Annotated in this window: 21 protein-coding genes; 8 read left to right on the top strand and 13 right to left on the bottom strand. The window is 60.2% G+C overall.

The window, feature by feature from the left end:
• Positions 1–82 precede the first annotated feature (82 nt).
• From QFW87_RS04850 to QFW87_RS04835, 4 genes are read right to left on the bottom strand one after another with little or no spacing between them, the layout of a single operon-like run.
• Positions 83–931, bottom strand: coding sequence for an HlyD family secretion protein (locus tag QFW87_RS04850; RefSeq protein WP_283183027.1), 849 nt, complete (start codon positions 929–931; stop codon positions 83–85).
• Positions 932–970: 39 nt separating this feature from the next.
• The gene (locus QFW87_RS04845) at positions 971–1171 is read right to left on the bottom strand and encodes a DUF1656 domain-containing protein (RefSeq protein WP_007896379.1); all 201 of its coding nucleotides are present in this window, start codon (positions 1169–1171) and stop codon (positions 971–973) included.
• Positions 1161–3341 carry an FUSC family protein gene (locus QFW87_RS04840; RefSeq protein WP_283189944.1) on the bottom strand — a complete coding sequence of 727 codons (2181 nt, stop codon included), beginning with the start codon at positions 3339–3341 and terminating at the stop codon, positions 1161–1163. The genes QFW87_RS04845 and QFW87_RS04840 overlap by 11 nt, the downstream gene beginning before the upstream one ends.
• A 10-nt stretch (positions 3342–3351) precedes the next feature.
• Positions 3352–4863 carry an efflux transporter outer membrane subunit gene (locus QFW87_RS04835; RefSeq protein WP_283189943.1) on the bottom strand — a complete coding sequence of 504 codons (1512 nt, stop codon included), beginning with the start codon at positions 4861–4863 and terminating at the stop codon, positions 3352–3354.
• A gap of 181 nt (positions 4864–5044) precedes the next feature.
• Between QFW87_RS04835 and QFW87_RS04830 the strand changes: the two genes are divergently transcribed.
• From QFW87_RS04830 to QFW87_RS04820, 3 genes are all read left to right on the top strand, one after another.
• Positions 5045–6013, top strand: coding sequence for a LysR family transcriptional regulator (locus QFW87_RS04830; protein ID WP_095133002.1), 969 nt, complete (start codon positions 5045–5047; stop codon positions 6011–6013).
• A 141-nt stretch (positions 6014–6154) separates the two neighbouring features.
• Positions 6155–7129, top strand: a complete 975-nt coding sequence (locus QFW87_RS04825; protein WP_283189942.1) for a D-glycerate dehydrogenase — start codon at positions 6155–6157, stop codon at positions 7127–7129.
• A gap of 139 nt (positions 7130–7268) precedes the next feature.
• Complete coding sequence (locus QFW87_RS04820; RefSeq protein ID WP_283189941.1) at positions 7269–7778, top strand: DUF2165 domain-containing protein; 510 nt, start codon at positions 7269–7271, stop codon at positions 7776–7778.
• A gap of 27 nt (positions 7779–7805) precedes the next feature.
• Here QFW87_RS04820 and QFW87_RS04815 read toward each other — a convergent pair whose 3' ends face one another.
• Positions 7806–8708, bottom strand: coding sequence for a DMT family transporter (locus QFW87_RS04815; protein ID WP_283189940.1), 903 nt, complete (start codon positions 8706–8708; stop codon positions 7806–7808).
• A 138-nt stretch (positions 8709–8846) separates the two neighbouring features.
• Between QFW87_RS04815 and QFW87_RS04810 the strand changes: the two genes are divergently transcribed.
• Positions 8847–9722, top strand: coding sequence for an AraC family transcriptional regulator (locus QFW87_RS04810; RefSeq protein ID WP_283189939.1), 876 nt, complete (start codon positions 8847–8849; stop codon positions 9720–9722).
• A gap of 48 nt (positions 9723–9770) precedes the next feature.
• On the opposite strand, the gene QFW87_RS04805 is transcribed toward QFW87_RS04810, so the two are convergent.
• From QFW87_RS04805 to QFW87_RS04780, 6 genes are all read right to left on the bottom strand, one after another.
• Complete coding sequence (locus QFW87_RS04805; RefSeq protein ID WP_283189938.1) at positions 9771–12200, bottom strand: TonB-dependent receptor; 2430 nt, start codon at positions 12198–12200, stop codon at positions 9771–9773.
• A gap of 230 nt (positions 12201–12430) precedes the next feature.
• A complete protein-coding gene (locus tag QFW87_RS04800) occupies positions 12431–13420 on the bottom strand; it encodes a FecR family protein (protein ID WP_283183018.1) in 990 nt (329 codons plus the stop codon).
• Complete coding sequence (locus tag QFW87_RS04795) at positions 13417–13980, bottom strand: RNA polymerase sigma factor (protein ID WP_008150603.1); 564 nt, start codon at positions 13978–13980, stop codon at positions 13417–13419. Before QFW87_RS04795 ends, QFW87_RS04800 begins: the two co-directional genes overlap by 4 nt.
• A gap of 4 nt (positions 13981–13984) precedes the next feature.
• A complete protein-coding gene (locus tag QFW87_RS04790; protein WP_283183017.1) occupies positions 13985–14311 on the bottom strand; it encodes a DUF3325 domain-containing protein in 327 nt (108 codons plus the stop codon).
• Positions 14312–15892 carry a PepSY-associated TM helix domain-containing protein gene (locus QFW87_RS04785; RefSeq protein WP_283189937.1) on the bottom strand — a complete coding sequence of 527 codons (1581 nt, stop codon included), beginning with the start codon at positions 15890–15892 and terminating at the stop codon, positions 14312–14314.
• Positions 15889–16194, bottom strand: coding sequence for a DUF3649 domain-containing protein (locus QFW87_RS04780; RefSeq protein WP_283183015.1), 306 nt, complete (start codon positions 16192–16194; stop codon positions 15889–15891). The genes QFW87_RS04785 and QFW87_RS04780 overlap by 4 nt, the downstream gene beginning before the upstream one ends.
• A 198-nt stretch (positions 16195–16392) precedes the next feature.
• Between QFW87_RS04780 and QFW87_RS04775 the strand changes: the two genes are divergently transcribed.
• The 3 genes from QFW87_RS04775 to fecA all read left to right on the top strand — a co-directional run bounded on the left by QFW87_RS04775 (position 16393) and on the right by fecA (position 20251).
• Positions 16393–16881 carry a sigma-70 family RNA polymerase sigma factor gene (locus QFW87_RS04775; RefSeq protein WP_283189936.1) on the top strand — a complete coding sequence of 163 codons (489 nt, stop codon included), beginning with the start codon at positions 16393–16395 and terminating at the stop codon, positions 16879–16881.
• An 8-nt stretch (positions 16882–16889) separates the two neighbouring features.
• On the top strand, positions 16890–17828 hold the full coding sequence (locus QFW87_RS04770) for a FecR family protein (protein WP_283190880.1): 939 nt from the start codon (positions 16890–16892) through the stop codon (positions 17826–17828).
• 89 nt (positions 17829–17917) lie between these two features.
• Entirely contained in the window at positions 17918–20251 is a 2334-nt protein-coding gene (gene fecA, locus QFW87_RS04765; RefSeq protein WP_283189935.1) for a TonB-dependent Fe(3+) dicitrate receptor FecA, read from the top strand.
• Positions 20252–20338: 87 nt separating this feature from the next.
• Here the strand turns inward: fecA and QFW87_RS04760 are convergent, their stop codons facing one another.
• Together QFW87_RS04760 and QFW87_RS04755 are read right to left on the bottom strand one after the other, a co-directional pair.
• On the bottom strand, positions 20339–20746 hold the full coding sequence (locus QFW87_RS04760) for an HPF/RaiA family ribosome-associated protein (RefSeq protein WP_054049780.1): 408 nt from the start codon (positions 20744–20746) through the stop codon (positions 20339–20341).
• Between the two features lie 213 nt (positions 20747–20959).
• A complete protein-coding gene (locus QFW87_RS04755) occupies positions 20960–21907 on the bottom strand; it encodes a LysR substrate-binding domain-containing protein (protein ID WP_008150625.1) in 948 nt (315 codons plus the stop codon).
• A 135-nt stretch (positions 21908–22042) separates the two neighbouring features.
• Between QFW87_RS04755 and QFW87_RS04750 the strand changes: the two genes are divergently transcribed.
• Positions 22043–23419: an L-serine ammonia-lyase gene (locus QFW87_RS04750; protein ID WP_283189934.1), complete on the top strand. Its 1377-nt coding sequence runs from the start codon at positions 22043–22045 to the stop codon at positions 23417–23419.
• Positions 23420–23441: the final 22 nt, after the last annotated feature.

Raw genomic sequence — 23441 nt, 5'->3', positions numbered from 1 at the left:
GAGTTCGAATGCAGATTTTGTGAACGACGCCCCCCCCTGTGGGAGCGAGCCTGCTCGCGAAGGCCGCGACTCGGTCAAATGGCTAGTTCACCACCACCGTACACGTAATCCCCGCCGCCAACAGCACACCCTCCGGCACTTCATCAATGTGAATCCGCACCGGCACTCGCTGCGCCAAACGCACCCAGTTAAAGGTCGGGTTCACATCCGCAATCAGCTCGCGACTCTGCGGGTTATCACGGTCGTAGATGCCGCGAGAAATGCTTTCCACATGCCCCTTCAACACTTCCCCACTCATCAACTGCATGTCGGCTTTATCGCCGACCCGCACATGGGGCAATTTGGTTTCTTCGAAGAAGCCGTAGACCCAGAACGAGTTCATGTCGACCACAGCCATTTTCGCCTCACCGATGCGCGCGTAATCGCCGCGATGCACATTGAGGTTGGTCACGTACCCGTCCACCGCTGCGCGGACCTCGGTGCGTTTGAGGTTCAGTTCGGCGGCTTCCAGTTGCGCTTGTGCGTGCTGGTAATCGGCCAGGGCTGAGTCAGCGATGTTGCTGGCGTCGTCGCGGTTTTCCCTGGAGATCACCAGGTTGTCCATGTCAGCGCGGCGGTGGGCGTTGACCTTGCGCATTTCCCACGTCGACTTGCGCGAGGCCACCAGCGACTGTGCCTGTTTGACCGCAATGCGGTAGTGCTCGGGGTCGATCCGCATCAGCAAATCACCCTTCTTCACCTGTTGATTGTCGCGCACCGGCACGTCCACCACTTCCCCAGTGACGTCGGCGGCGACGTTGATGATGTCGGCGCGCACCCGGCCGTCGCGGGTCCATGGCGTGTCCATGTAATGCACCCACAGGGTCCGGCCGATCCACATCGCAAGGGCCAGCACCAGCAGGGTGGCGAGCAGGCTGAAAAGCTTTTTCATCAGGGCCTTCTTCAGTGATAGAGAGTCAGTGATAGAGAGTCAACGGTAGACAGTCAGCGCCAGGGCGCCGAACAGACAGGTAAACAGACTCAGGCGCAGCAGCGCCGGGTGCCAGAAGAAGCGGTACAGATCGAACCCGGACAGGAACCGGTCGAGTGCCCAGGCCAGCGCTGCCGCGATGAAAAACATCAGGGTCATGGTTGGCATGTACACGCCGTGAAAGGCGATTTCACGCGGCATGTTGAAGTCCTTTTGTATAAGCAGAGAGCGGTGATTGCGGGTCGAGCAGCGAGGTGCGGATGAAGTGCAAATAGCTCTTCACGCGACGCAAGGCCGAGGTGTCGAAGTGCGGCGCGAAAGGTTCGTCGGTGGCTTGCGCGCGGCTGATCGCGTGATCGACGGCGATCAGGCTGCGCTCCAGATTGCTCTGACTCGGTTGCAGAAACAGCCGCACCAGCGAGCGCCCCATCACCCGGATCGCCTGACGCCACGGTTGGGATTCGGCATAGGCCGGATGCACCGGCAGGATCGCCTGCTCCTTGCGCAACTCGATGATCGCGTGGCCGACTTCCAGCACCACGAGCATCCAGCACAGCAAGTCCCGTTGCACCTGCGGCTGCCCTGCCGCGAGACCGTAGGCCTGATGCAGCAAGTCCCGCGTACTGCTTTCGAAACTCGACGCCAAACCCTTGAGTTTGCCGCTGATGGCGTACACCACTTGCCCGCGTAAATCCTGCTCCAGCCGACGCCACAACCAGCGGCTGTTGGGCGGCAGAATGATCGCCCCGGCCGCCGCGCACACCAGCATGCCGAGCACCATGGCGATGTAATCGTTGATGAAGGCGTAAGGGTTGTAAACGGTGAGGTTGTCCGGCACCGAACCGGTGCTGAAGAAGATCAGCAAACCGAGACCGACACCGGCGTATTGCGGCCGTGAAGTCAGGAACGAACCCAGCACGATCACCGGCGCGAGCATCACGCAGAGCAACGGAAAACCGTCAATCCACGGGAAGATGAAAAACATCTCGACGAAGCCGATCAGCGCCCCGAGGAGCGTCCCGCAAGCCATCTGAAACGCCATGCGTTTTGGATTCGGTGTTGCCGCCGAAAGGCCCACGGTCGCGGCGGCGATCAGCGTCATCGTCGCCCCGCTCGGCCACGCGGTGGCGACCCAATAGCTGCCCAGAACCACCAGAATGAACGCCGCGCGAATCCCCGAGGCGGCCGACGCCATCCAGTTGGTTTGCGGGGTGAACGGCTCATCCCATTGCTCGCGCGCATGGCTGTGATCGGCCAGCGACGCGTGGGTCTGTGCATAACTGTGCAGGTCATCGACAAAGCGATAGAGCAATTCGTACGCGGTATGAAAATCCAACTGCTCGGCGTCGCTCGGATTGCTCTCCTGAAAAACCGCTCGCAAGCTGCGAACGCGTGCCGGCAAACCTTCTTTATAGGCGGTCAACGCGATCACCAGACGCCCTGCATCAGCATTGGTCAGGGCGCGGCCGCTAAAGCCGTCGAGCAGTTCGGCGAGGTCTTGCAAACCCGGTTTGATCGCCGCAACCACGTGATCGGTGCCGCTGCTGCGCAGGCGTTCGAGCAACTGGTGCAAGGCGTTGAAACGGGTGGTGATGCCCATGAATTCGCTGTTCAGTCGACTGAGCCGACCGTTGCGCCGACGCATGTGCGGGTCTTCGAACACGGTGACGCTGCGCAACCCTTCCAGCCCCACGGCCTCGGCAATGAAGCGCACGTTGCTCGCCTCGAAAGCCTCCCGTTTACTGCGACCGCGCAAGCCATCGGTGACGAATAGCGCAAACACACCGAAGCGCTGATACAGGGCGTTGCGCATCGCGGCACTGGCTGATTGCGGCAGGATCGCGGCGCTGACCAGCGTGGAGCAAATAATCCCCAGGGAGATTTCCAGCACCCGCCACACAGCGGCCATGAACGCGCCATCCGGGTGCGCCAGTGCGGGCAAACCAACCATCGCGGCGGTGTAACCGGCGAGCACGAAACCATAGGCGCGGAAGTTGCGATAGCGCGCCGCGCCGGCCGAACAGATGCCGACCCAGATCGCTAGCGAACCGAGGAACAGTTCAGTGTTCTGCGCAAACAAGGCAATCAACGCGACCATCACCGCCGAGCCGGCCAATGTCCCAAGGAAGCGATAGAAACTCTTGGCCAACACGTGGCCGCTTTGCGGTTGCATGACGATGAACACGGTGATCGTCGCCGTGCGCGGCTGCGGCAACTCCAGGCGCATGGCCAGCCACAGGGTCAGAAACGCCGCGAACAGCACCTTGAAAATGTAGACCCAGGTCACGCCATCGCTGCGCGCCCAGTCGAAGAAACCCCGGCGCCATTCAAGGGAATACAGCCAGCGCAAAGGTGCGGGCAAGGGAGTCATGAAATCCTGCTCAGTGATTGAGGGCCTGGAGAATGGCCGGGGTTTTCGGTGCCTGGGTCTGGCTGTCCTTCGGCACGTCGTTACCCGCGCCTAGCCCACCGCCGAGCGCCGTCACCAATTGCGCATGAGCACTCAGTCGCGCGGCCTGCACCTGCTGCTGAACCTTCTGCTGTTTGAACAACAACGTCTGGGCGTTGAGCACGTTGAGGTAGTCGGTGAGCCCGCGCTGGTAGGCGATCATCGCGATGTCGTAAGTCTTCTGGGCTGTGGCCACCGAGTCGGCGGCGAAGGTTTGCTGCTTGTCCATGGATTCGCGGCGGATCAACTGGTCGGAGATGTTTTTCAGCGCGTTGACCAGCGTCTGGTTGTACTTGGCCACGGCGATGTCGTAACCGGCCGAGGCTTCGCCCAGCTCCGAGCGCAAACGGCCGCCGTCGAAGATCGGCAACGAGATGGCCGGGCCGACGCTGTAGTTGAGCTTCTTGCCGGTCAAAAACTCCAGCGCCCCACCGCCGGTGGCCATGTAGCCGAGGCTGCCGACCAGATCGACGTTGGGGTAGAAACCAGCGTGCGCGACATCAATACCGCGCGCCTGGGCCGCCACTTGCCAGCGTCTGGCGACTACATCTGGACGTTGATCGAGCAACTGCGCGGGCAAGGACGATGGCAACTTTAGCGGCGCGCCCAACGACAGTGTCGGTCGCTGCAACTGCACACCCTCACCCGGACCTTTGCCCGCAAGTGCCGCGATCTGGTTGCGACTCAGGGCGATTTCTTCGTCCAGCGCATCGATCTGGCGGTGGGTTTCCGGCAGCGGCGTTTCAGCCTGACTGACTTCGAAATGGGTGCCGATGCCACCGTTCAGGCGCTTCTGCGCGAGGTCGAGAATTTGCTGCTGCTGCTTCAAGGTCGCCTCGACGATGTCCCGTTGCGCGAAATGCAACGACAGCTCGATGTAGGCGCGCACCATGTTGTTCTGCAATTCGAGCTGAGCCAGACGCGCTTCGGCGGCGCTCATGTGAGCCATGTCGACGGCGTGCTCGGTGGCGTTTCTTTCGCGGCCCCAAAGGTCGAGGGCATAGCTGAAGCCCAGCGCGGCGTTGTTGTCCCACGTCGTCGTGTTGGCCAACTCGCCCGGCCCGTAGAACTGATCGGTGGGCCAGTTGTGGCGTTTGAGGGTGGATTCGCCATTGATCTGCAGCGACTCGGCGGACTCGGCGATCCCGGCCATGGATTTGGCCTGACGCACTCGCGCCGCCGCCATGGCCATGGTCGGGCTGCCTTGCAGGGCGAGGTCGATCCAGCGGTTCAATTGCGGGTCGTCATACGCCTGCCACCATTGGGCGGTCGGCCAGTGTGCGTCCTGTGCAGCGTTCTGGATGGCTTCGTCGGTGGCCAGTGAATCGGCCTCCAGTGCCGTGCCCTGCGGGGCAATACCTCCGGTACCGATGCAGCCGCTGATTGCCAGGGTTAAAGCCAAAACACTGAGCGTCTGAAGCGCTCTGCTGATGCGACGCGGCACTGCTGCGATTTCCTGAGGTGGGGAGTTGTTCCTGAGGTGCGCAATTCTAGGGGTCGGCTTTGTTGGCGATAAGCTGGGAATCCTGTGAATCTTTGTTACCGTTAACGCGATAATCCGTTAGTCGGGGTCTCAGACCCTGAAACTTCGTGTCACAATTTGCCATCGACTCCGAGAGCACCTCATGGACACTTTGCAAAACATGCGCGCCTTCAGTTACGTGGCCGAGGCCGGCAGCTTCACCGCCGCCGCCGTGCAACTCGACACCACGACGGCCAACGTTTCGCGCGCGGTCTCCAACCTGGAAGCCCACCTGCAAACCCGCCTGCTCAACCGCACCACCCGACGCATCGCCCTGACCGAAGCCGGCAAACGCTATCTATTGCGCTGCGAGCAGATCCTGGCCTACGTCGAAGAAGCCGAAGCCGAAGCCAGCGACGCCCATGCCCGTCCGGCCGGGCAGCTCAAGGTGCACACCATGACCGGCATCGGTCAGCACTTCGTGATCGACGCCATCGCCCGCTACCGCAAGACCCACCCCGACGTCACCTTCGACCTGACCATGGCCAACCGCGTGCCGGACCTGCTAGACGAGGGCTACGACGTGTCCATCGTGCTCGCCAGCGAGCTGCCGGACTCGGGCTTCGTCTCTCAGCGTTTGGGCATCACCTACAGCATCGTTTGCGCCTCGCCGGCCTATGTGAAAGCCAACGGCTGCGCGCAGAAGCCCAGCGATTTGCTGAACCACGCGTGCCTGCGTTTGGTGAGCCCGGTGATTCCGCTGGAGAAATGGACCTTCGACGGCCCGGAAGGCCAGGAAATGGTGACGATTAATAGCTCACCGTTTTTGGTGAACTCCGCCGATGCGATGAAGACAGCGATCATCAGCGGCATGGGGGTTGGGGTTTTGCCGGTGTATGCAGCGATTGAAGGCTTGCGCAACGGGACGCTCGTGCGGGTGATGCCGAACTACCGGTCGCAGGAATTGAATCTGTATGCGATCTATCCGTCGCGGCAGTATCTGGATGCGAAGATCAAGACGTGGGTCGAGTATTTGCGCGGGTCGTTGCCGGAGATTTTGGCGGCGCATCAGGCGGAATTGGTGGCGTATGAGTTGAGCGGGAGCATGGGTGGGGTTCGGGTGGCGAATTGATTTCCAGCCCAACTGATTGATCGTTCCCACTCTGCGTGGGAACGATCAACGGCGTACACTCGGCAATCCGGGCGCTCGCACAACCGCGAGGAAGAATGTTAGCGTGCTTGGCATTCACTTGCGCCCGAGAGCCCGCCTCCCATGAAAAAGACCGTCCTCGCCTTCAGCCGCGTCACCCCCGAAATGGTCGAACGCCTCAAGCAAGACTTCGACGTCATCGTGCCAAACCCGAAAAACGGCGACATCAACGCCCAATTCAACGAAGCCCTGCCCCACGCGCATGGCCTGATCGGCGTCGGTCGCAAACTCGGTCGCGCACAGTTGGAAAACGCCGCCAAACTGGAAGTCGTCTCCAGCGTCTCGGTCGGCTACGACAACTACGATGTCGCCTACTTCAACGAGCGCGGGATCATGCTCACCAACACCCCCGACGTCCTCACCGAAAGCACCGCCGACTTGGCCTTCGCCCTGCTGATGAGCAGCGCCCGCCGCGTCGCCGAACTGGACGCCTGGACCAAGGCTGGCCAATGGCAAGCCACCGTTGGTGCGCCGTTGTTCGGCTGCGATGTGCACGGCAAGACCCTTGGCATCGTCGGCATGGGCAACATTGGCGCGGCCATTGCCCGACGTGGACGGCTGGGCTTCAACATGCCGATCGTCTACAGCGGCAACAGCCGCAAGACCGAGCTGGAGCAAGAACTCGGCGCGCAGTTGCGCAGCCTTGATCAACTGCTGGCCGAAGCCGATTTTGTCTGCCTGGTTGTGCCGCTCAGTGAAAAAACCAGACACCTGATCAGCCATCGCGAACTGGCGTTGATGAAACCGAGCGCGATTCTGGTGAACATTGCCCGCGGCCCGGTGGTAGACGAACCCGCCCTGATCGAAGCCCTGCAAAACAACCGGATTCGCGGTGCGGGGCTGGACGTTTACGAGAAAGAACCGCTGGCCGAGTCACCCCTGTTCCAACTGAAAAACGCGGTGACATTGCCGCACATCGGCTCGGCGACTCATGAAACCCGCGAAGCCATGGCCAACCGTGCCTTGGCTAACTTGCGCAGCGCCTTGCTGGGAGAGCGACCGCAAGATCTGGTGAACCCACAAGTCTGGAAACGCTAACTATAACGGGCAGACGTTTAACCGCCTGCCCGTTATACACACACCTTGTAATTCAGTTCACCGCTACAAAAAAGACACTCACTATAGACTCCCCTTACTTAGTCAACCCTACGAACTTAAGTTATGGAGAGCACCTGCATTGAACAATCTTACAACCGACAAACTGATTAGATACAGCAAAGTAATACTAATGGCCTATATAAGCTTCTTTGGCTTGATGGTGATGTTCAGCAACTTCACCGACTACGCATCCAATTACGAATACGTCGGCCACATTCTCAGCATGGACACCACCCGAGAAAACCTGAACCTGAGCTACAGAGCAATCACTTCGCCCATGCTCCATCACCGCATTTATTGGTTAATTATAACTTTGGAAGTTATTTACACGGCTTTTTGCTTGCTGGGCACCTACCATCTTTATCGAAACATCAATACACCTGCAGCCGTTTTTCACGAAGCGAAGAAATTTGCGATCGTCGGACTATTGATCGGTTTTTTTGTTTATTACATCTGCTTGCAAGTGATCGGCACCGAATGGTTCAACATGGATGAATCTGCAAGCTGGAACGCCAAGGATTGGGCTCGACACATCGTGGACTTCATGTTTCCACTGCTGATTTACATCACGCTCAACATCGAACGCTGAAGTTCCAGCGCTCGATTAACCAAACCTTCACGCCAGTTTGCCGTTCCCTTGCACCATCGGCGCCCTGGGCTTACGAAACACCAGCACATTGCCCAGCATCACCAGTACCAACCCCATCAATGCGGGCGCGGTCCATTGATAGCCTTCGGCAAACGCCGATACGTTCAGCGCTACGACGGGGAACAGTACGGTGCAATAGGCTGCGCGTTCCGGCCCCATCCGCCCGACCAACGTCAGGTAGGCTGTGAAACCGATCACCGAACCCGGAATCACCAGGTACAGCAGCGAGCCGATGTAACGCGCACTCCATTCCATGTCGAACGGAATGCCTTTGACCAGGCACCACGCCGACAGCATGGCCGCGCCATAGGCCATGCCCCAGGCGTTGGTGGTCAGCGGTTTGAGTCCGGCTTTCTGTTGCAGGCTCGACAGCATGTTGCCCGCCGAAAAGCACAGTGTCCCGAGCAATGCCAGGCCCAACCCGAGCAAGGTTTGCGGGCTCGCGGTGTGGCCCGCCACCTCAGGCCAGAACAACAGGCCAAGCCCAAGCAGCCCCAGCGCACCGCCCATCAGCACATTGCGAGCGACTTTCTGGCCGAAGAACACGCGTGCATTGAGTGCGTTCCACAACGTGGCGGTGGAAAACACCACCGCGACCAGACCGCTGGGGATCCACTGGCTGGCAGTCAGAAAACACATGAAATTGATGCAGAACAGGCACAATCCCTGCGCCAGACAGATCAGATGCCCGCGACGGTTCATCACTTGCAGGCGGCGACTCAGCAGCAGCATCACGAACAGCACCAACGCTGCGAGGCCGAAGCGATAGACGATCGACACCGGAATCGCCACCACGCCCAGTTGCCATTTCAAGGCAATCCAGGTGGTGCCCCAGATCAGCACAGTCAGCAGATACAACGAAAGGTTCATGGCAAAGACTCCTGAATAGGCCTTCAGTGTCCTGCGCCAAGGCCTTTCGCACTTGCATAAACTTGCGCTTTTGTCGGGCCACAGGCTGGCAGCCGAACGGCTACGGAGTAGGATGCAAGGCGTCGGAGAGAAGCCATCATGCCTGCACTGGAAACCCTGCAAGTCTTTCAAGCCCTCAACCGCTCGCCCAATGCTCGCCTCGAGCACAGCGCCGAGCTCGGTGACGGCATGGCTGCAGCCTTGTGGAGCAACCATCACGACGCCCAGGATTACGAAGCGCCGAGTCATCACACCCTGTCCTGCTACATCGCCGGTGGCACCGGGACCTTTCGCCGCGACCAACCCGGCACCAAGGGCGGCCCCGACAAGCTGTGCATCCTGCCGGCCGAGCATCAATCGGGCTGGGTGATCAACGGCGACATTCGCCTGGCCCACGTGTATTTCAGCCCCGAACAATTTGCCCTCGGCTGCGTCACGCTGCTGGACCGCGAACCTCGCGAGCTGCAGTTGCGCGAAGCCACCTTTCTGGACGACCCGGCGCAAGCCCGGCGCTTTCGGCAAATGCTCACACTCAACTGGGACGAACCCGGCGAACGCGTGCTCACCAGCAGCCTGGCCCATGAAATGCTCAGCCACGTACTGCTCGGCCAGGTTGGAATGCGTGAGGGGTTGCGGCTCAAGGGTGGACTGGCGGCGCATCAGCGGCGGCAGTTGGTGGAGTTCATCGACAACCAATTGGCCGAGGCCATCAGCCTCGGGCAATTGGCGGCATTGTGTGCGTTATCCGAATACCACTTTGCGCGAATGTTTCGCGAGAGCTTTGGGTTGCCACCGCATCAGTATGTGCTGTCGCGGCGACTGAGCCGGGCGCGGGAGTTGTTGCGCTCGACGTTGCAGCCGTTGGGGGTGATTGCGTTGGCGTGCGGGTTTGCCAGTGCGAGTCATTTCACCAATCGGTTTCGTCAGGCATTGGGGGGAACACCTGGAGAGTATCGCCAGGCGTTTTTGCGGTAGGCCCGAAGATTATCGGTGCCTGGGATGCCGCCATGACGCGGTCTGCGGTCAGAACTCCAACGTGCTGGACAAGGACACCTGCCGCGAATCCCCCATCGACACAAAGAACCGGCTCGCCGCCGAGGTGTAGTAGGTGCGGTCAAACAGGTTCTTCACGTTGAGCTGGAACTTGACCTTCTGCCCCTCGACTTTGGTGTCGTACGTGGCGAACGCATCGGCCACGGTGTAGCTCGGCAGGTCGAAATCGTTCACAGCGTTACCCGCTCGCTCACCGACATACCGCGCACCCGCGCCAACCCGCAGTTGGTCACCACCGATGATAGTGCCAAAGTCATAAACCGCCGACAGCGAGCCGCTGTTCTTGGCGACGTTTTGCAGTTTCTTGCCTTTGTAGGTCGGGTCTTCAGTGACTTCAGCGTCGGTGTAGGCATAGCTGCCGATCATGCTCCAGCGATCAGTCAGCTGCCCGCTCAAGTCCACTTCCAGACCACGGGAACGCACTTCACCGGCGGCGCTGTAGATCGTCACCGGACCTTCGGAGTTGGCCACCAGCACGTTGCGTTTTTTTATGTCGAACAGCGCGACGTTACCGGTGACGCGGCCCGGCATGTCGAGCTTGGCGCCGATTTCCCAGGACTTGGCTTCTTCCGGCGCGACGCTGCCGTCCAGCACGGTGCTGCTGCCGCTCAACGGCGCGATGGTCGAGTTGGGTTTGAACGACTCGGTGTAGCTGCCGTAGAACGACAGTTCATCGGTGTAGCGATACACCAGGCCTGCGCGAGGCACCCATTTCTGGCCGTTGCTGTCGGTGTTGGCCTTGAACGGTACGCCTTTGCCGGCGTACTGGTCGTATTCCTGGAAGCGCCCGCCGGCCACCAGAATCCATTGATCGGTCAGGTGAATCGAGTCCTGCAAAAACAACGAATCGCTGCGCAGTTCGTCGGTCTGCGCGCTGTCGGCCGGGCTGACCGTGGTGCCGGCGACTTCGCGACCGTAGACCGGGTTGACGTAACTAAAGGTACTCAGGCTTTTCTGACGGATCAGGTCTTCGCGGTAAATCTTGCGGTACTCATCATCAACGCCGAACACCAGGTCATGCTTCATCCCCGCGAGCTGGACATTGCCTTCAAGGCTGGCAGTGGTGAAGCGGTCGGTGCTGATCGCGTTCTGAGTGCCGTCCATGCTGCGGGTCAGGGTGCCTTTCCTGGTGTCGATGGCGGTGATGCGCACCTGACTGGCATCGTAGGTTTCGCGGTTCCAGCTGTAGCCGAAGTGCGCTTTCCAATTGTCGTTGAGCTCGTGATCGGCCTCGAAGTGATAGAGGTCCGAGCGGCCTTCCATGTTGTTGAACGGCTCGTCGAGGCGACGCTCGCGGGAGATGTCCAGCGGATGATTGTCACGCGGGTCGATGATCGTTCCGCGGTCGAACGGCGTCAGAAACTCGCGGTGTTCGTAGGAGAACAGCAGCTTGGTGCTTTCACCGAACCAGGCCAGGGACGGTGCTACCAATGTCTCGCGGTGAGTGCCGAAATTGCGCCAGTAGTCTTCGTCTTCGTGGTCCAACACCATGCGATAGGCCAACCCGGATTCGCCGAGCGCGCCGGTGCTGTCGAGACCGCCACCGCTGCCGTTTTTGCCGTCGCCATAGGTCGAGCCACGCAGGGTCAACGCATTGTACTGCTCAAGCTCGGGCTTTTTGCTGACCATGTTGACCACGCCACCCGGGTCTTGAATGCCGTAAAGAAGCGAGGCCGGGCCCTTGAGGACTTCGACCCGGTCCACGGTCGCATTCATGCCACGGCCCTGCACGATCGGCATGCCGTCGCGCATGATCGAGCCGTTACGGTTGTCGCCGAAGCCGCGAGTCATCACCGAGTCCTGAGTGCTGGCCAGTGTGTTGCCTTGAGTAATGCCGCTGACGTTGGCCAACGCGTCATCCAGATTGCGCGGCGCCTGATCGCGAATAACCTGCGCCGGGATCACGTTGACGGTCTGGGGGATTTCCTGAAGCAAGGCCGATGAGCGCATCACCGAACTGGAGGGCGGCGGCTGATAGCTCATGGATTGATCGGCCACCGAGGTGATGGTGGTCGCGCCCAGGTTCAAGGCGCCATCGGTAGGCAACGGCTCCAGCACCAATGTATGGCCGTCGGTGCGACGGAAGGTGAACCCCGAACCGCTGAGCAAACGCTGCATTGCCTGCTCGGCACTCATCTGTCCGCTGAGCGCTGGAGCGTTGATGCCGTAAGGTGCCTCATCGGTGTAGACCACGCTGATACCGGTGATCCGGCTGAAGTCGCTCAAGGCCTGAGGCAGCGGTTTGGCGGCCATCGCGAAGCTGAACGGCGCACTCTGTCGGGCACTGCCGGCCTCAGCCGCCACCGCCACACTCAACGGCAGCAATGCCAGCGCCGAAAAGCTCAAGGCACACGTACCCAACCATTGTTTGACCGAACCCGATTTTGCCCTGGACTTCATCGCTCATGACCTGTGTAGAACCTACGGGATGCGAATGACTCGCAGTTTCAGTCACTACACGGATGGCGTCGGGGTTTACCTCATCAGAATTCTGAAAATATTTTTATCGGGAGTTCAGTAGTGTTTGATCTGACGCCTTCGTCGGAACGCCGCCCGGAGCAAGCCCGCTCCCACATTTTGGAATGCATTCCCCTGTGGGAGCGAGCCTGCTCGCGAAGAGGCCAGCAGCCTCAACGCAAAATAATCAGATGCCCCAAAACCTTGTGCTGCTCAAACCCCAAAACCCCTTGCAACGAACTCAACACCGCTTGCGGATCCTTGCTCGGAAAGCTGCCACTGACCCGCCGCGCCGCGAGTTCATCGTTGAGCAGCACAATCCGTCCCGGGTAATAACGCCCAAGGTCTTGCACCACCTCGGCGAGTGTTGCCTTGTAGTAGTTGAGCCAACCTTGACGCCACGCCAATTGCGCTTCGCTGTCGACCGCGTGGAGTGTTTCCGCCGAACCCTCGCCATAGGCCACTTGCTGGCCAGCGATGAGGATTTGTTGCGCGGCGTGCTCGTCCGCCGTCACACCAACCCGCCCGGACAACACCGTGACCTGCGCGCCGTGCGGTTGCAGTCGCACTTCGAACTGAGTCCCCAGCACCCGCGCCTGGCCTTTTTCAGCGTCCACCACAAACGGATCGCCGGTGTGGGTCACGCGGAAAAATCCAGCGCCGCGCCGCAGCTGAACGTGCCGCTCACCACGACTGAAATCCACCGCAATCGCGCTGTCAGCATCAAGCGTGACTTGCGACTGATCCGCCAGCGTGACGGTGCGAATCTCGCCCGGCGCCGACACATAGTCCGCGCCCAGATCGTCGACCCAGCGCGACGGTTGCCAGCCAGCACCGACGCCGATTATCAGCACCAGACACGCGGCCATCGCCAACGCACCGGACCAACGCCGAACGCTGGTACGGCGCGAGCGATTCATCGCGTTGAGGTAACCCTGCAAGGCAAACGCGTCTTCATCGGCCAACGTTCGGGCCGGTGTTTCGGTCAACTCCCACACCACTTGCGCCTGGGCGTAAGCCTCGGCATGGGCTGGATCGGCCTGTAGCCAATGGCTGAAGGTGGCCTGATCGCCGCTGCTGGGCTGATCATGCAACAGACCCAGCCAGGCGAAGGCCGCCTGCTCCTGAGCGGGCGTCGGGGTGACGCGTTCGGTGTTGTTCACAGTGCTTTCCCTGGCGTGCGCGGTTCGGGTTCCCGCAGGCTGGCCTTGCAAGCCTCGAGGGCGCGCATCATATGTTTCTCAACGGCGCTTTGGGACAAACCCATGGCCTTGGCGATCTCGGCGTATTTGCGCCCGTGAATACGGTTGAGCAAAAAAATCTGCCGCGTGCGCTCAGGCAGCGCGCGCAACGCCGCTTCGACGTGACGCAAGTCGTTGCCCGCCTCCAACGCCGCTTGCGGTTCGCTGCCGTGACTGTCGGGTTGATCCGGCATCCAGCCCTCGTTGACCCGCACCCGCGTGCCTTCACTGCGCAAATGGTCGATGGCGATGTTGCCGGCGCAGCGCAACAGGTAAGTGCTGAGCTCTTCAACCTGCACCAGCGGCCGACGCCAGAAACGCAGGAACAAGTCCTGCACCAGGTCCGCGGCCGTCGCCCGACAACCGACACGACGGCTCACCAGCGCTTCCATTTGCGAACGCTGGGAAAGGAACACCTGCAGGAAATGCGCACGCGCACCGCGATGTTCATCGTCATGGGATTCCGGTGGACTGGTGATCATCAGGTCAGCCCTTTGCAAACACGGCGACGGGGCTGGCGAGCACGCTCAACCCGGCCAACGCCAAGGCCAGGCGCGGGCGATACGGCATCAACAACACCAGCAGCAAAGCGCTGAGCATCAACACCGCAAACCACTCCACCAATCCAAGTCCCCAGCCCGTCGACGACACCGCAGCCCACAGCGATAACGCCAGCAACAGCCAGCCACTGAGTTTCATTCCTTGACGGCGACGAGCCGAGGGCTTGCGCCCCAACAGTTCGGCGTGATGCCGATCCATCGATAAACAGAGCGCGGTGAAACCGCCGTAGCACAGCAACAAGGCCAAGAACATTCAGTGCGCCTCTTGCTCAAGCATTATCGATTTCGCCCGCGGTCGGGCGACGATTCCAGCCTGCCCCGCGCGCTGCATTTTCCACGCAGCCCACGCGAAAAACAGACCACTGCCCAGGCACGTCAGATCGAAACCGGCCATGGCCCAATCGCCCTGCATCAGGGTGACGCCCAAGTGATAGGGAGTAGTCAGCGCGTTCAGCAGCGGCACCGCACAGAACAGCAACGCCGCCAGCGCCAACTGTTCGACCCACACTGCACGACCACGGCGGACCATGGCGTGCAACACACTCAAGCCCCAGACGATGAAGAAGCCGTTCACTTCCCAATCCGCCCGCTCGGCCATTCCGACCGGTAACAATCGATTGGCCCAGAAGAACGCCGCTACCGCGACCATCAACCCTGACATGCTGGCGATGTTCAGGACTTCCACCAGTCGCAACTCAAACGGCATCACACCGCTCTTCACATGTTTGAGCTGACGCTTGCCGAGCCAGATCACCAGCCCGGTACCGATCATCGCGGTGCCCGCCAAACCACAAATGAAGTACAGCCAGCGCAACACCGGACCGGCGAAATGGCCCATGTGCAAGCCATAGAAACTGCCGGCAATCGCCATTGGCAGTGCTTGCTTCGGCGTCGTGCTGAGTAGCTGCCCGGTCACGCCGTTGAATGTCAACGCGCTGCCAAAGTCGTGGACCACTCGGTCGGCGCCGTCACGCGCAAGAATGACCGAGGCATTCGCATCGCCCGGATTGTTCACCGTCAGCCACCCGGTTCGCCCGCCCGACCACTGCTCGCTCGCCCGTTCCAGCAGCGGTGCCAACGGTGCCAACTGGCCCGGTTTGCCTGCCATTTCAGGCGTATTGGACGCCGGAAACACCTCATCGTAAAACGCCTCGACATCACCTTTGTACGAGGCAAGGATGCTCGCCGGCATCACCATCGACATGAAAATCACCAGGCTGCTGTAAGTGATCATCAGATGAAACGGCAACACCAGAACACCCACCGCGTTGTGCCCGTCGAGCCAGGAGCGCTGGCCCTTGCGCGGGCGGAAGGTGAAGAAGTCCTTGAAGATTTTCTTGTGGGTGATGATCCCGCTGATCAGCGCGACGAACATCACCATCGCTGCGATGGTCGACAGCCAGCGACCCCACGGATAGGGCATTTGCAACTGAAAGTGGAAGCGGTAAAAGAACTCGCCACCGCGTGTGTCCCGGCCCTGCACTTCTGCGCCGGTTTGCGGGTCGAGGCGTTTTTCGGTGAATTGACCGCGCGTGCCGGGTTTGGCCGGTGCTTGCTGCCACCTCACCGATAGCCCGGGTTCGCGAGCATCCGGCAAATCAATGAGCCATCGCGAGGCACCCGCGGCGTGCTGCTCAAGGTAGTGCTGGGCCAGGGTCAGACTGGCTTCGGAGGACACCGCACGGGCGGGAATTTCCGGCTGCATCCAGTGGCTGATCTCATCCTTGAAATAGGCAAGCGTGCCGGTCAGGAAAATCGCGAACAGCAGCCAGCCGAAGATCAACCCGGCCCAGGTGTGCAGCCAGGCCATGGCCTGTCGAAAGCCCTCTTTCATGAGTGGCCCATCCAGTAGGCCAGCCCCGACACCGCAGCCAACACCACGCTCGGCACGAACAATCCGAACCAGGCTTGCCACGCACTGCGACAGGCAAAGCACCAGAGTACGGCGACCAGATAGACCAGAAACGAGGTCATCATCCCGGTGACCACCGCTTCGCCGCGAGCCATGGGCAGCCACATCGTCAGGCTGACACTGGCCAATGCCGCGACGAGGTAACCCCCCAGCACGGCGGCCAGCACTCGGGAAGTGACGGCCAGTCGGTAGGAAACGGCGAGCGCGGTGATTTTGCCTTTCATGTTTCGACCTTGAAACGGGTGAAGCCTCGTGAACGTCACGGGGCCAACAAGTCCGCAATATTAATGATAAATATTCTCATATGCAAAAGAGTCCGATGAGATCGCCGATACAGTCGATTGCCGGATACGGGTACCCACCACTACAATGCGAACAATTCTTGTTCTCTAGCGTATCCGAATGCGCTCGGAGTGGTCCCGTTGCAGCCAGCCCATACCGTCGAAGTCCTCTATCACGCCCATCACACCTGGCTCACCGGTTGGTTGCGACGCAAGCTCGGCTGCCCGGACAGCGCCGCGGATTTGGCCCAGGACACCTTCATGCGGGTGCTGACTGCACGGGAAACACCGCAGATCATCGAGCCGCGAGCCTTCCTGACGACGATCGCCAAGCGTGTGCTGTTCAACCATTACCGGCGTCAGGATCTGGAACGTGCCTACCTCGATGCGTTGGCGCAGATGCCGGAAGTCGTGGCGCCATCAGAGGAAGAACGGGCAATCATCCTGCAAATCCTGATGGAGTTGGACCAGTTGCTCGATGGCCTGCCGCGCCTGGTCAAGCGCGCGTTTCTGCTGGCGCAGGTCGATGGCCTGACTTATCCACAGATCGCCACCGAGTTGGGGATTTCCATCGCCACGGTCAAACGTCACCTGAACAAAGCGGCGATGCGCTGCTACTTCGCCTTATGAACAACTCAATAAACTCTCCACCGGACTTTTCATCCCAAGTCGCCGAACAGGCGGTGCATTGGTTGATGGAAATGCAGCAAGGGCCGTTGACCCCACGCCAGCAACTCGCCTGGCAGCGATGGCACGATGCGCACAGTGAACATCAACGGGCCTGGGAACATATTCAGAGGGTCAATCAGCGCTTGCGCGGTTTGTCTTCGCCATTGGCCCACGCAGCCCTCAACGCGCCGAAATCCGGCAGTCGTCGTCAGGCGCTGAAACTGCTGCTGATTCTCGGTGCCGGTTGCGCAGTCACGTGGGGGATGCGCGAGCACAACCCACTGCCGCCGTTATTGGCCGATTACCGCAGCCCGGTCGGCCAGCGACGCAAGGTGCCGCTCGGTGATGGCAATCAGTTACAGCTCAATACCGCCAGCGCCGTGGATGTGCGCGTTGAAGGTCAACAACGGCTGATCCACTTGCTCGAAGGCGAGATGCTGCTCACCGCTGCCCAAGCGTTTCAGGTTCGTACCGCCCAAGGCCTGTTGAAGACTCAAGACGCGCGTTTGAACGTGCGGCAGTTCTCCGATCACACCCAGGTTGCGGTGTTCGAAGGCAGCGTTGAGTTGACGCCCGACGGTCGTTCACCGCTGATACTGCAAAGCGCCCGACAGTTGAGCTTTGGCGCAAAAGGCATCGCAAACGCTGTGCCGCTGGACGCCAACAGCGGCGCCTGGGTCGACGGCATGCTGGTGGCCGCGCACTTGCGCCTCGGCGATTTCCTCGACGAACTCGGTCGCTATCGCCGCGGGCAACTCAATTGCGATGCGAAGGTCGCGGATTTGCTGATCTCCGGGACGTATCCACTGGATGACAGCGAACGGATTCTTGACCTGCTGGAAATCAGTTTGCCGGTGAAAGTGAAGCGCTTTACCCGGTATTGGGTGACGGTTGAGGCACGTGCGTAATGATCGTCTAAATAAATGAGCCGTTTTTCAGATCTGGCGTGACAGAGAAGGAAAGCCACCTTGATTCCACCTTCTCAGGATCGTCGTCCATGCAACTCACCCGCCTCACCCCGCTGGCCCGCACCTTGCGCCAACTCTTGCTGGGCGCCAGCCTGAGTTTCGGCGCTGTAGCGCTGGCACACGCCGCTGACGCCAAGCCGTATCACATCGCACCGTCCTCGCTGGAAAACGCCCTCAACCAGTTCGGCCGTGAAGCCGGTGTGCTGATTTCCTTTGGCTCGCAAGTTACCAGCGGCGTGCAGAGTCGCGGTCTGGAAGGCAACTACACCCCCGAGCAAGGTTTGAACGCCTTGCTCAAAGGCACCGGCCTGCAAGCCCGCGCCGAAGGTGACAATGCCTTCAGCCTGCAACCGGTGGGCGATACCGCGTTGGAACTGGACACCTCCAAAGTCGTCGGCGACTGGCTCGGCGATGCGGCGCAAATCAACGTCTTCGAGCATCCCGGCGCGCGTGACGTGATCCGCCGCGAAGAGTTCGAACGCCAGGGCGCGACTCAGGCCAAGGACGTGCTCAACCGCATCCCCGGCGTGAATGCGCCGGACAACAACGGCACGGGCAGCCACGACATGGCGCTGAACTTCGGCATTCGTGGGCTCAGTCCGCGACTGGCCTCGCGCTCGACGGTATTGATGGATGGTATTCCGGTGCCTTTCGCACCTTATGGTCAGCCGCAGTTGTCGTTTGCACCGATCAGCATGGGCAACATGGACGCGGTGGACGTGGTGCGTGGCGGCGGTGCCGTACGTTACGGTCCGCAGAACGTCGGCGGCGTGGTCAACTTCGTGACCCGGGCGATTCCCGATGAGCCAACGGTCAAGGGTGGTTTTCAGACCGAAACCAGCCCTTCCTCCAGCCACGACGGGTTCAAGACCACTGCCAACCTGCTGGCCGGCGGTACTGCCGAGAACGGTCTGGGCGGTGCGCTGTTGTATTCCGGCACGCGCGGTGGCGACTGGCGAGAACACAGCGATACCGAAATCGACGACCTGATCCTCAAGGGTAAATACCAGCTCGACGAGGCCAACAGCTTCAACGCGATGGCCCAGTATTACGAAGGCAAGGCTGACATGCCCGGCGGCCTGAACGTCGCCGATTACGACGCTAACCCTTACCAGTCGACGCGTGCGAAAGACCAGTTCTGGGGCCGTCGGACGATGTTCAACGTCGGTTATCGCTATCAGGAAGATCGCCGGGAATTCACCGCCAACACCTTCTTCACCAAGACATTGCGCAGCGGCTATCTGGATCAGGGCACGTTTCTCTCGCTGTCGCCTCGCGAGTATTGGGTGCGCGGCCTGGAAACCCGTTTTGCCCAGGGCTTCGATGTCGGTCCGACCAGCCACGAAGTCGGCGTCGGCTATCGCTACATCAACGAAGCCGGCCACGAATTGCGCTATCGCACGCCGATCGCCAGCAACGAGTATCCGACCACCGACAGCCGCAACGACCGCGACACCCGTGGCGGCACCGAGGCCAATGCGTTCTTCGTCGACGACCGGATCGACATCGGCAAGTGGACCTTCACTCCGGGCATCCGCTACGAGATGATCGAATCGCAACAAACCAACAACCTGACGAACGTGAAGTACAAGGGCGACTACAACACGGCGCTGCCGGCGTTGAACGTGCTCTATCACGTGACCGACACCTGGAACCTCTACGCCAATACCGAAGGCTCGTTCGGCAGCGTGCAATACAGCCAGATGCCTAATCGGGTGACCAGTGGTGAAGTGAAACCGGAGAAGGCGCGTACCTGGGAGCTGGGCACCCGTTATGACAACGGTGCGCTGCGGGCAGAGATCGGCGCGTTCCTGATCAACTTCGACAACCAGTACGAAAGCAACCAGACCAACGATTCGGTGATCGCCCGTGGCGAGACTCGCCATCAAGGTATCGAAACCAGCGTCAATTATGCCCTCGATGATTTGAGCCCTTCACTGGCTGGTTTCGATGTTTATGCCACTTACGCCTATGTGGACGCGACCATCCGCGAAGATGGGCCGAACAAGGGCAATCGTGTGCCCTTCTCCTCAAAACACAAAGGCACGGTTGGCGTGGGTTATACCGAAGGCGCTTGGAAGCTGAACCTGGACAGCAGCTATCAGAGCGACCAGTTTGCCGACAACGCCAATACCTCGACTGAAAGCGCTGATGGCAGCACCGGCAAGATTCCTGGGTACATGTTGTTCAGCAGCCGCGCAGCGTATGACTTCGGGCCGAAGTTATCGGACTTGAATGTGGCGGTGGGGGTGAAGAACATTTTCAACCATCAGTACTTTACCCGCTCGTTTGATGACAACAACAAGGGTAAGTATGTGGGGGAACCACGGACGGTGTATGTGCAGACGTCTGTTGCGTTCTAATCACGATCAGTAACGATCAGCCCAAACCAAAACGGGCCTGCATAAGCAGACCCGTTTGTCAGTGGGAAGATAAAAATTAATCAGGCTTCAACCGTTTTGCGCAGCCTGTTCGTTCTCGAGAAACTCGTCTTCCAGCAACGCATCGGCAGCGACTCTCTCGAACGGCACCACAGCGGCACGTGGTTTGCCCCGCAGTTTGCCGAACAGGTGCTCAAGCGCATGTTCAAGTTTTTCGGCCGCACCGTCGATCGCTTGCTCCAAGGTATCGGCTTTATGGGTGACAGAAATCGGTTGGTGGCCTTTTGGCCGCGCTTCCAGCTGACAGCGCATGTCATGGGGACCGGGCTTGTCGCCGTTCTCGTCCCGCAGATGAACCTCGACGCGTGTCAGGTCTTCTTCATAACGTTCTAGCGTGCTCTCAATGGTAGTACGTACCCACTCCTCCAGTCGGATGCTGCTTTGAATATGGTTATCGCTGTTGACTTGGATTTGCATAGTTCATCCCTTATTTCAGCTAGCTCGCGAGAGGCACATCGGCTGGCCCTTGGGCGTCATCACCGTGACCTCTTACTTACACAATCGGTCTGCTCGCAGAACAATTCAACCCCTAAAAAAAGATAAATTTTCATACGCAAAAAAAGCCGGACAAGGAGCAAAAGCGCTGTTAAGGTCGGGAGTTGGGTCGCCGGACTCTTTTGTCACAATTGCTCACATCTGCCGCTCCGCCAGCGGATGCAGGCTTCGAAATATCCCCGCCTCTTCCACCAGCCAGTCATGCACCGCACGCACGCCCGGATGGCTCAACGCCCCTGGCGCATAGAGCAGCACGTAACGCTTGTGATTGGGCACCGCCAGGCCAAACGGCACGATCAACGTCCCTCGCTCCAGCTCGTCATTCAGCAAGGTTCGCCGCGCAATCGCCACCCCCATGCCGGCAATCGCCGCTTCGATGGTCAGGTGATTGCGATTGAAGGTGTGCCCGCGCCGCACGTCCGCGCCTTCGAAGCCGATGGCGTTGAGGTAGAACTCCCACTCTGCATACTCGTAACTGCCGCGCCAGGCGGTAATGTCGTGCAGCAACGGGAAATGCATCAGGTCCGCCGGGCCATGCAGCGGCGGCCGGCCGCGCAGCAGGCTTGGGGCGCAGACCGGAAATATCTGTTCGTCGAGCAAGGTTGTCGATAACAAACCGGGATAGCTGCCGTCATTCAGGTCGATGGCCAGGTCGAAGTCGCCTTCGTGCAATGGCACGCTGCTGTCCTCGGCCACCAGCCGTAATTGAATGTCCGGAAAGCGCTGCTGCAAACGCGGCAACCTTGGGGTCAACCATTTGCTCAGGAACGATGGAATCGAGCGCACCCTCAGAATCCCACTGATCATTCCGGCGTCCAGTCGTCGCAATTCCGCATCGATGCTGCCGTAAGCCTCGTTGACCGTGATGGCCAGTCGCTGGCCTTCGGCGCTCAGTTCCACACCGCGAGCACGACGGTGAAACAGGCGAAAACCCAGCCGCTCTTCCAGTTGCCGAATCTGCTGGCTGACCGCACCCGGCGTGATGTGCAGCTCTTCGGCACATCGAGTGAACGACAAGTGCCGCGCGGCACAGGAAAACACGTGCAGCCAAACGTAAGTCTGGGCGTGCAATTGGCGGCTCATTGTTTAGTCCTGCTAAAGGCTGTCTTAGGAAGTTTCGTTGGTCACGTAGGACCGAGGTAGGCAGTATCGCCGACATTGCGCTTGTCCTACAAAAATGGCAGCGATTTCTCTTCCATTGCTTGTATAGGCTTTAGCATGGCTATCAGTGTTTTCGATCTCTTCAAAGTCGGCATCGGTCCGTCCAGTTCCCATACCGTCGGCCCGATGCGCGCCGCTGCGACCTTCGCCCAAGCCCTGATTGACCAACAATTGCTGGCCGACGTACGGCGCGTAGAAATCCGACTTTACGGCTCCCTGTCGGCGACCGGCGTCGGCCACGCCACCGACCGCGCCTGCGTCATGGGCCTGATGGGCGAATGGCCGGACAGCATTGATCCCACGTCCATCGACAGTCGAATCCAGTCTCTGCGCGAAACTGGCGAACTGTCTCTGGCAGGCAAAACCACCATCGCCTTCAACTGGCAACGCGACCTCCTGCTGCTCGACGAGAGCCTGCCCTACCACCCCAATGCGATGTCTCTGACAGCCTTCGGCGAAACCGGCGAGTTGTCGGAGCAAACGTACTACTCGATCGGCGGCGGTTTCATCATCGAAGCGGCTGAAGCCGAGTCCGGCATCGCGCCCACCAGCGATGTGGTGCTGCCGTACGATTTCTCCAGCGCCGCCGAATTACTCAAGCTCTGCAACCTGCACGGTCTGCGCGTTTCCGAGTTGATGATGGCCAATGAATTGGCCTGGCGCAGCGAAGCCGAAATCCGTCAGGGCCTGCTGCACATTTGGTCGGTGATGCGCGAATGCGTCGAGCAAGGGCTTCGCCATGAAGGCATCCTGCCCGGCGGTCTGAATGTTCCGCGTCGTGCTGCGAAATTGCACCGCAGCCTGCTGGAAATCGGCAAGCCGAATGTCATCACCTCCACGCTGTCGGCCATGGAGTGGGTGAACCTGTTCGCCCTCGCCGTGAACGAAGAAAACGCAGCGGGCGGGCGCATGGTCACGGCGCCGACCAACGGCGCGGCGGGGATCATTCCGGCGGTGCTGCACTACTACATGAAATTCAACCCGGACGCGTCGGACGATGACGTCGTCGCGTTCTTTTTGGGCGCTGCGGCCGTAGGAATCCTCTGCAAGAAAAACGCGTCTATCTCCGGCGCCGAAGTTGGCTGCCAGGGCGAAGTCGGCTCCGCCTGCGCCATGGCCGCTGCCGGTCTGGCGGACATACTCGGCGCCACGCCCGAGCAACTGGAAAACGCCGCCGAAATCGGTTTGGAACACAACCTCGGCCTGACCTGCGACCCGGTCGGCGGCCTGGTGCAAGTGCCGTGCATCGAGCGCAATGCCATCGCCGCCGTGAAGGCGATCAACGCCACGCAAATGGCCCTGCGCGGCGACGGCAAACACTTCATTTCCCTGGACCGGGTGATCCGCACCATGCGCGATACCGGCGCCGACATGCACGACAAATACAAAGAGACTTCACGGGGCGGCCTGGCGGTGAGCTGGGTGGAGTGCTGAGGAGCATTCCCTGACCGTCCTT

The organism is Pseudomonas sp. PMCC200344, from assembly GCF_030053095.1.
Classification (GTDB): Bacteria; Pseudomonadota; Gammaproteobacteria; order Pseudomonadales; family Pseudomonadaceae; genus Aquipseudomonas; species Aquipseudomonas svalbardensis.
The sequence above is the reverse complement of the archived record's forward strand: the minus strand, read 5'-3'. Positions and strand labels throughout refer to the sequence as shown.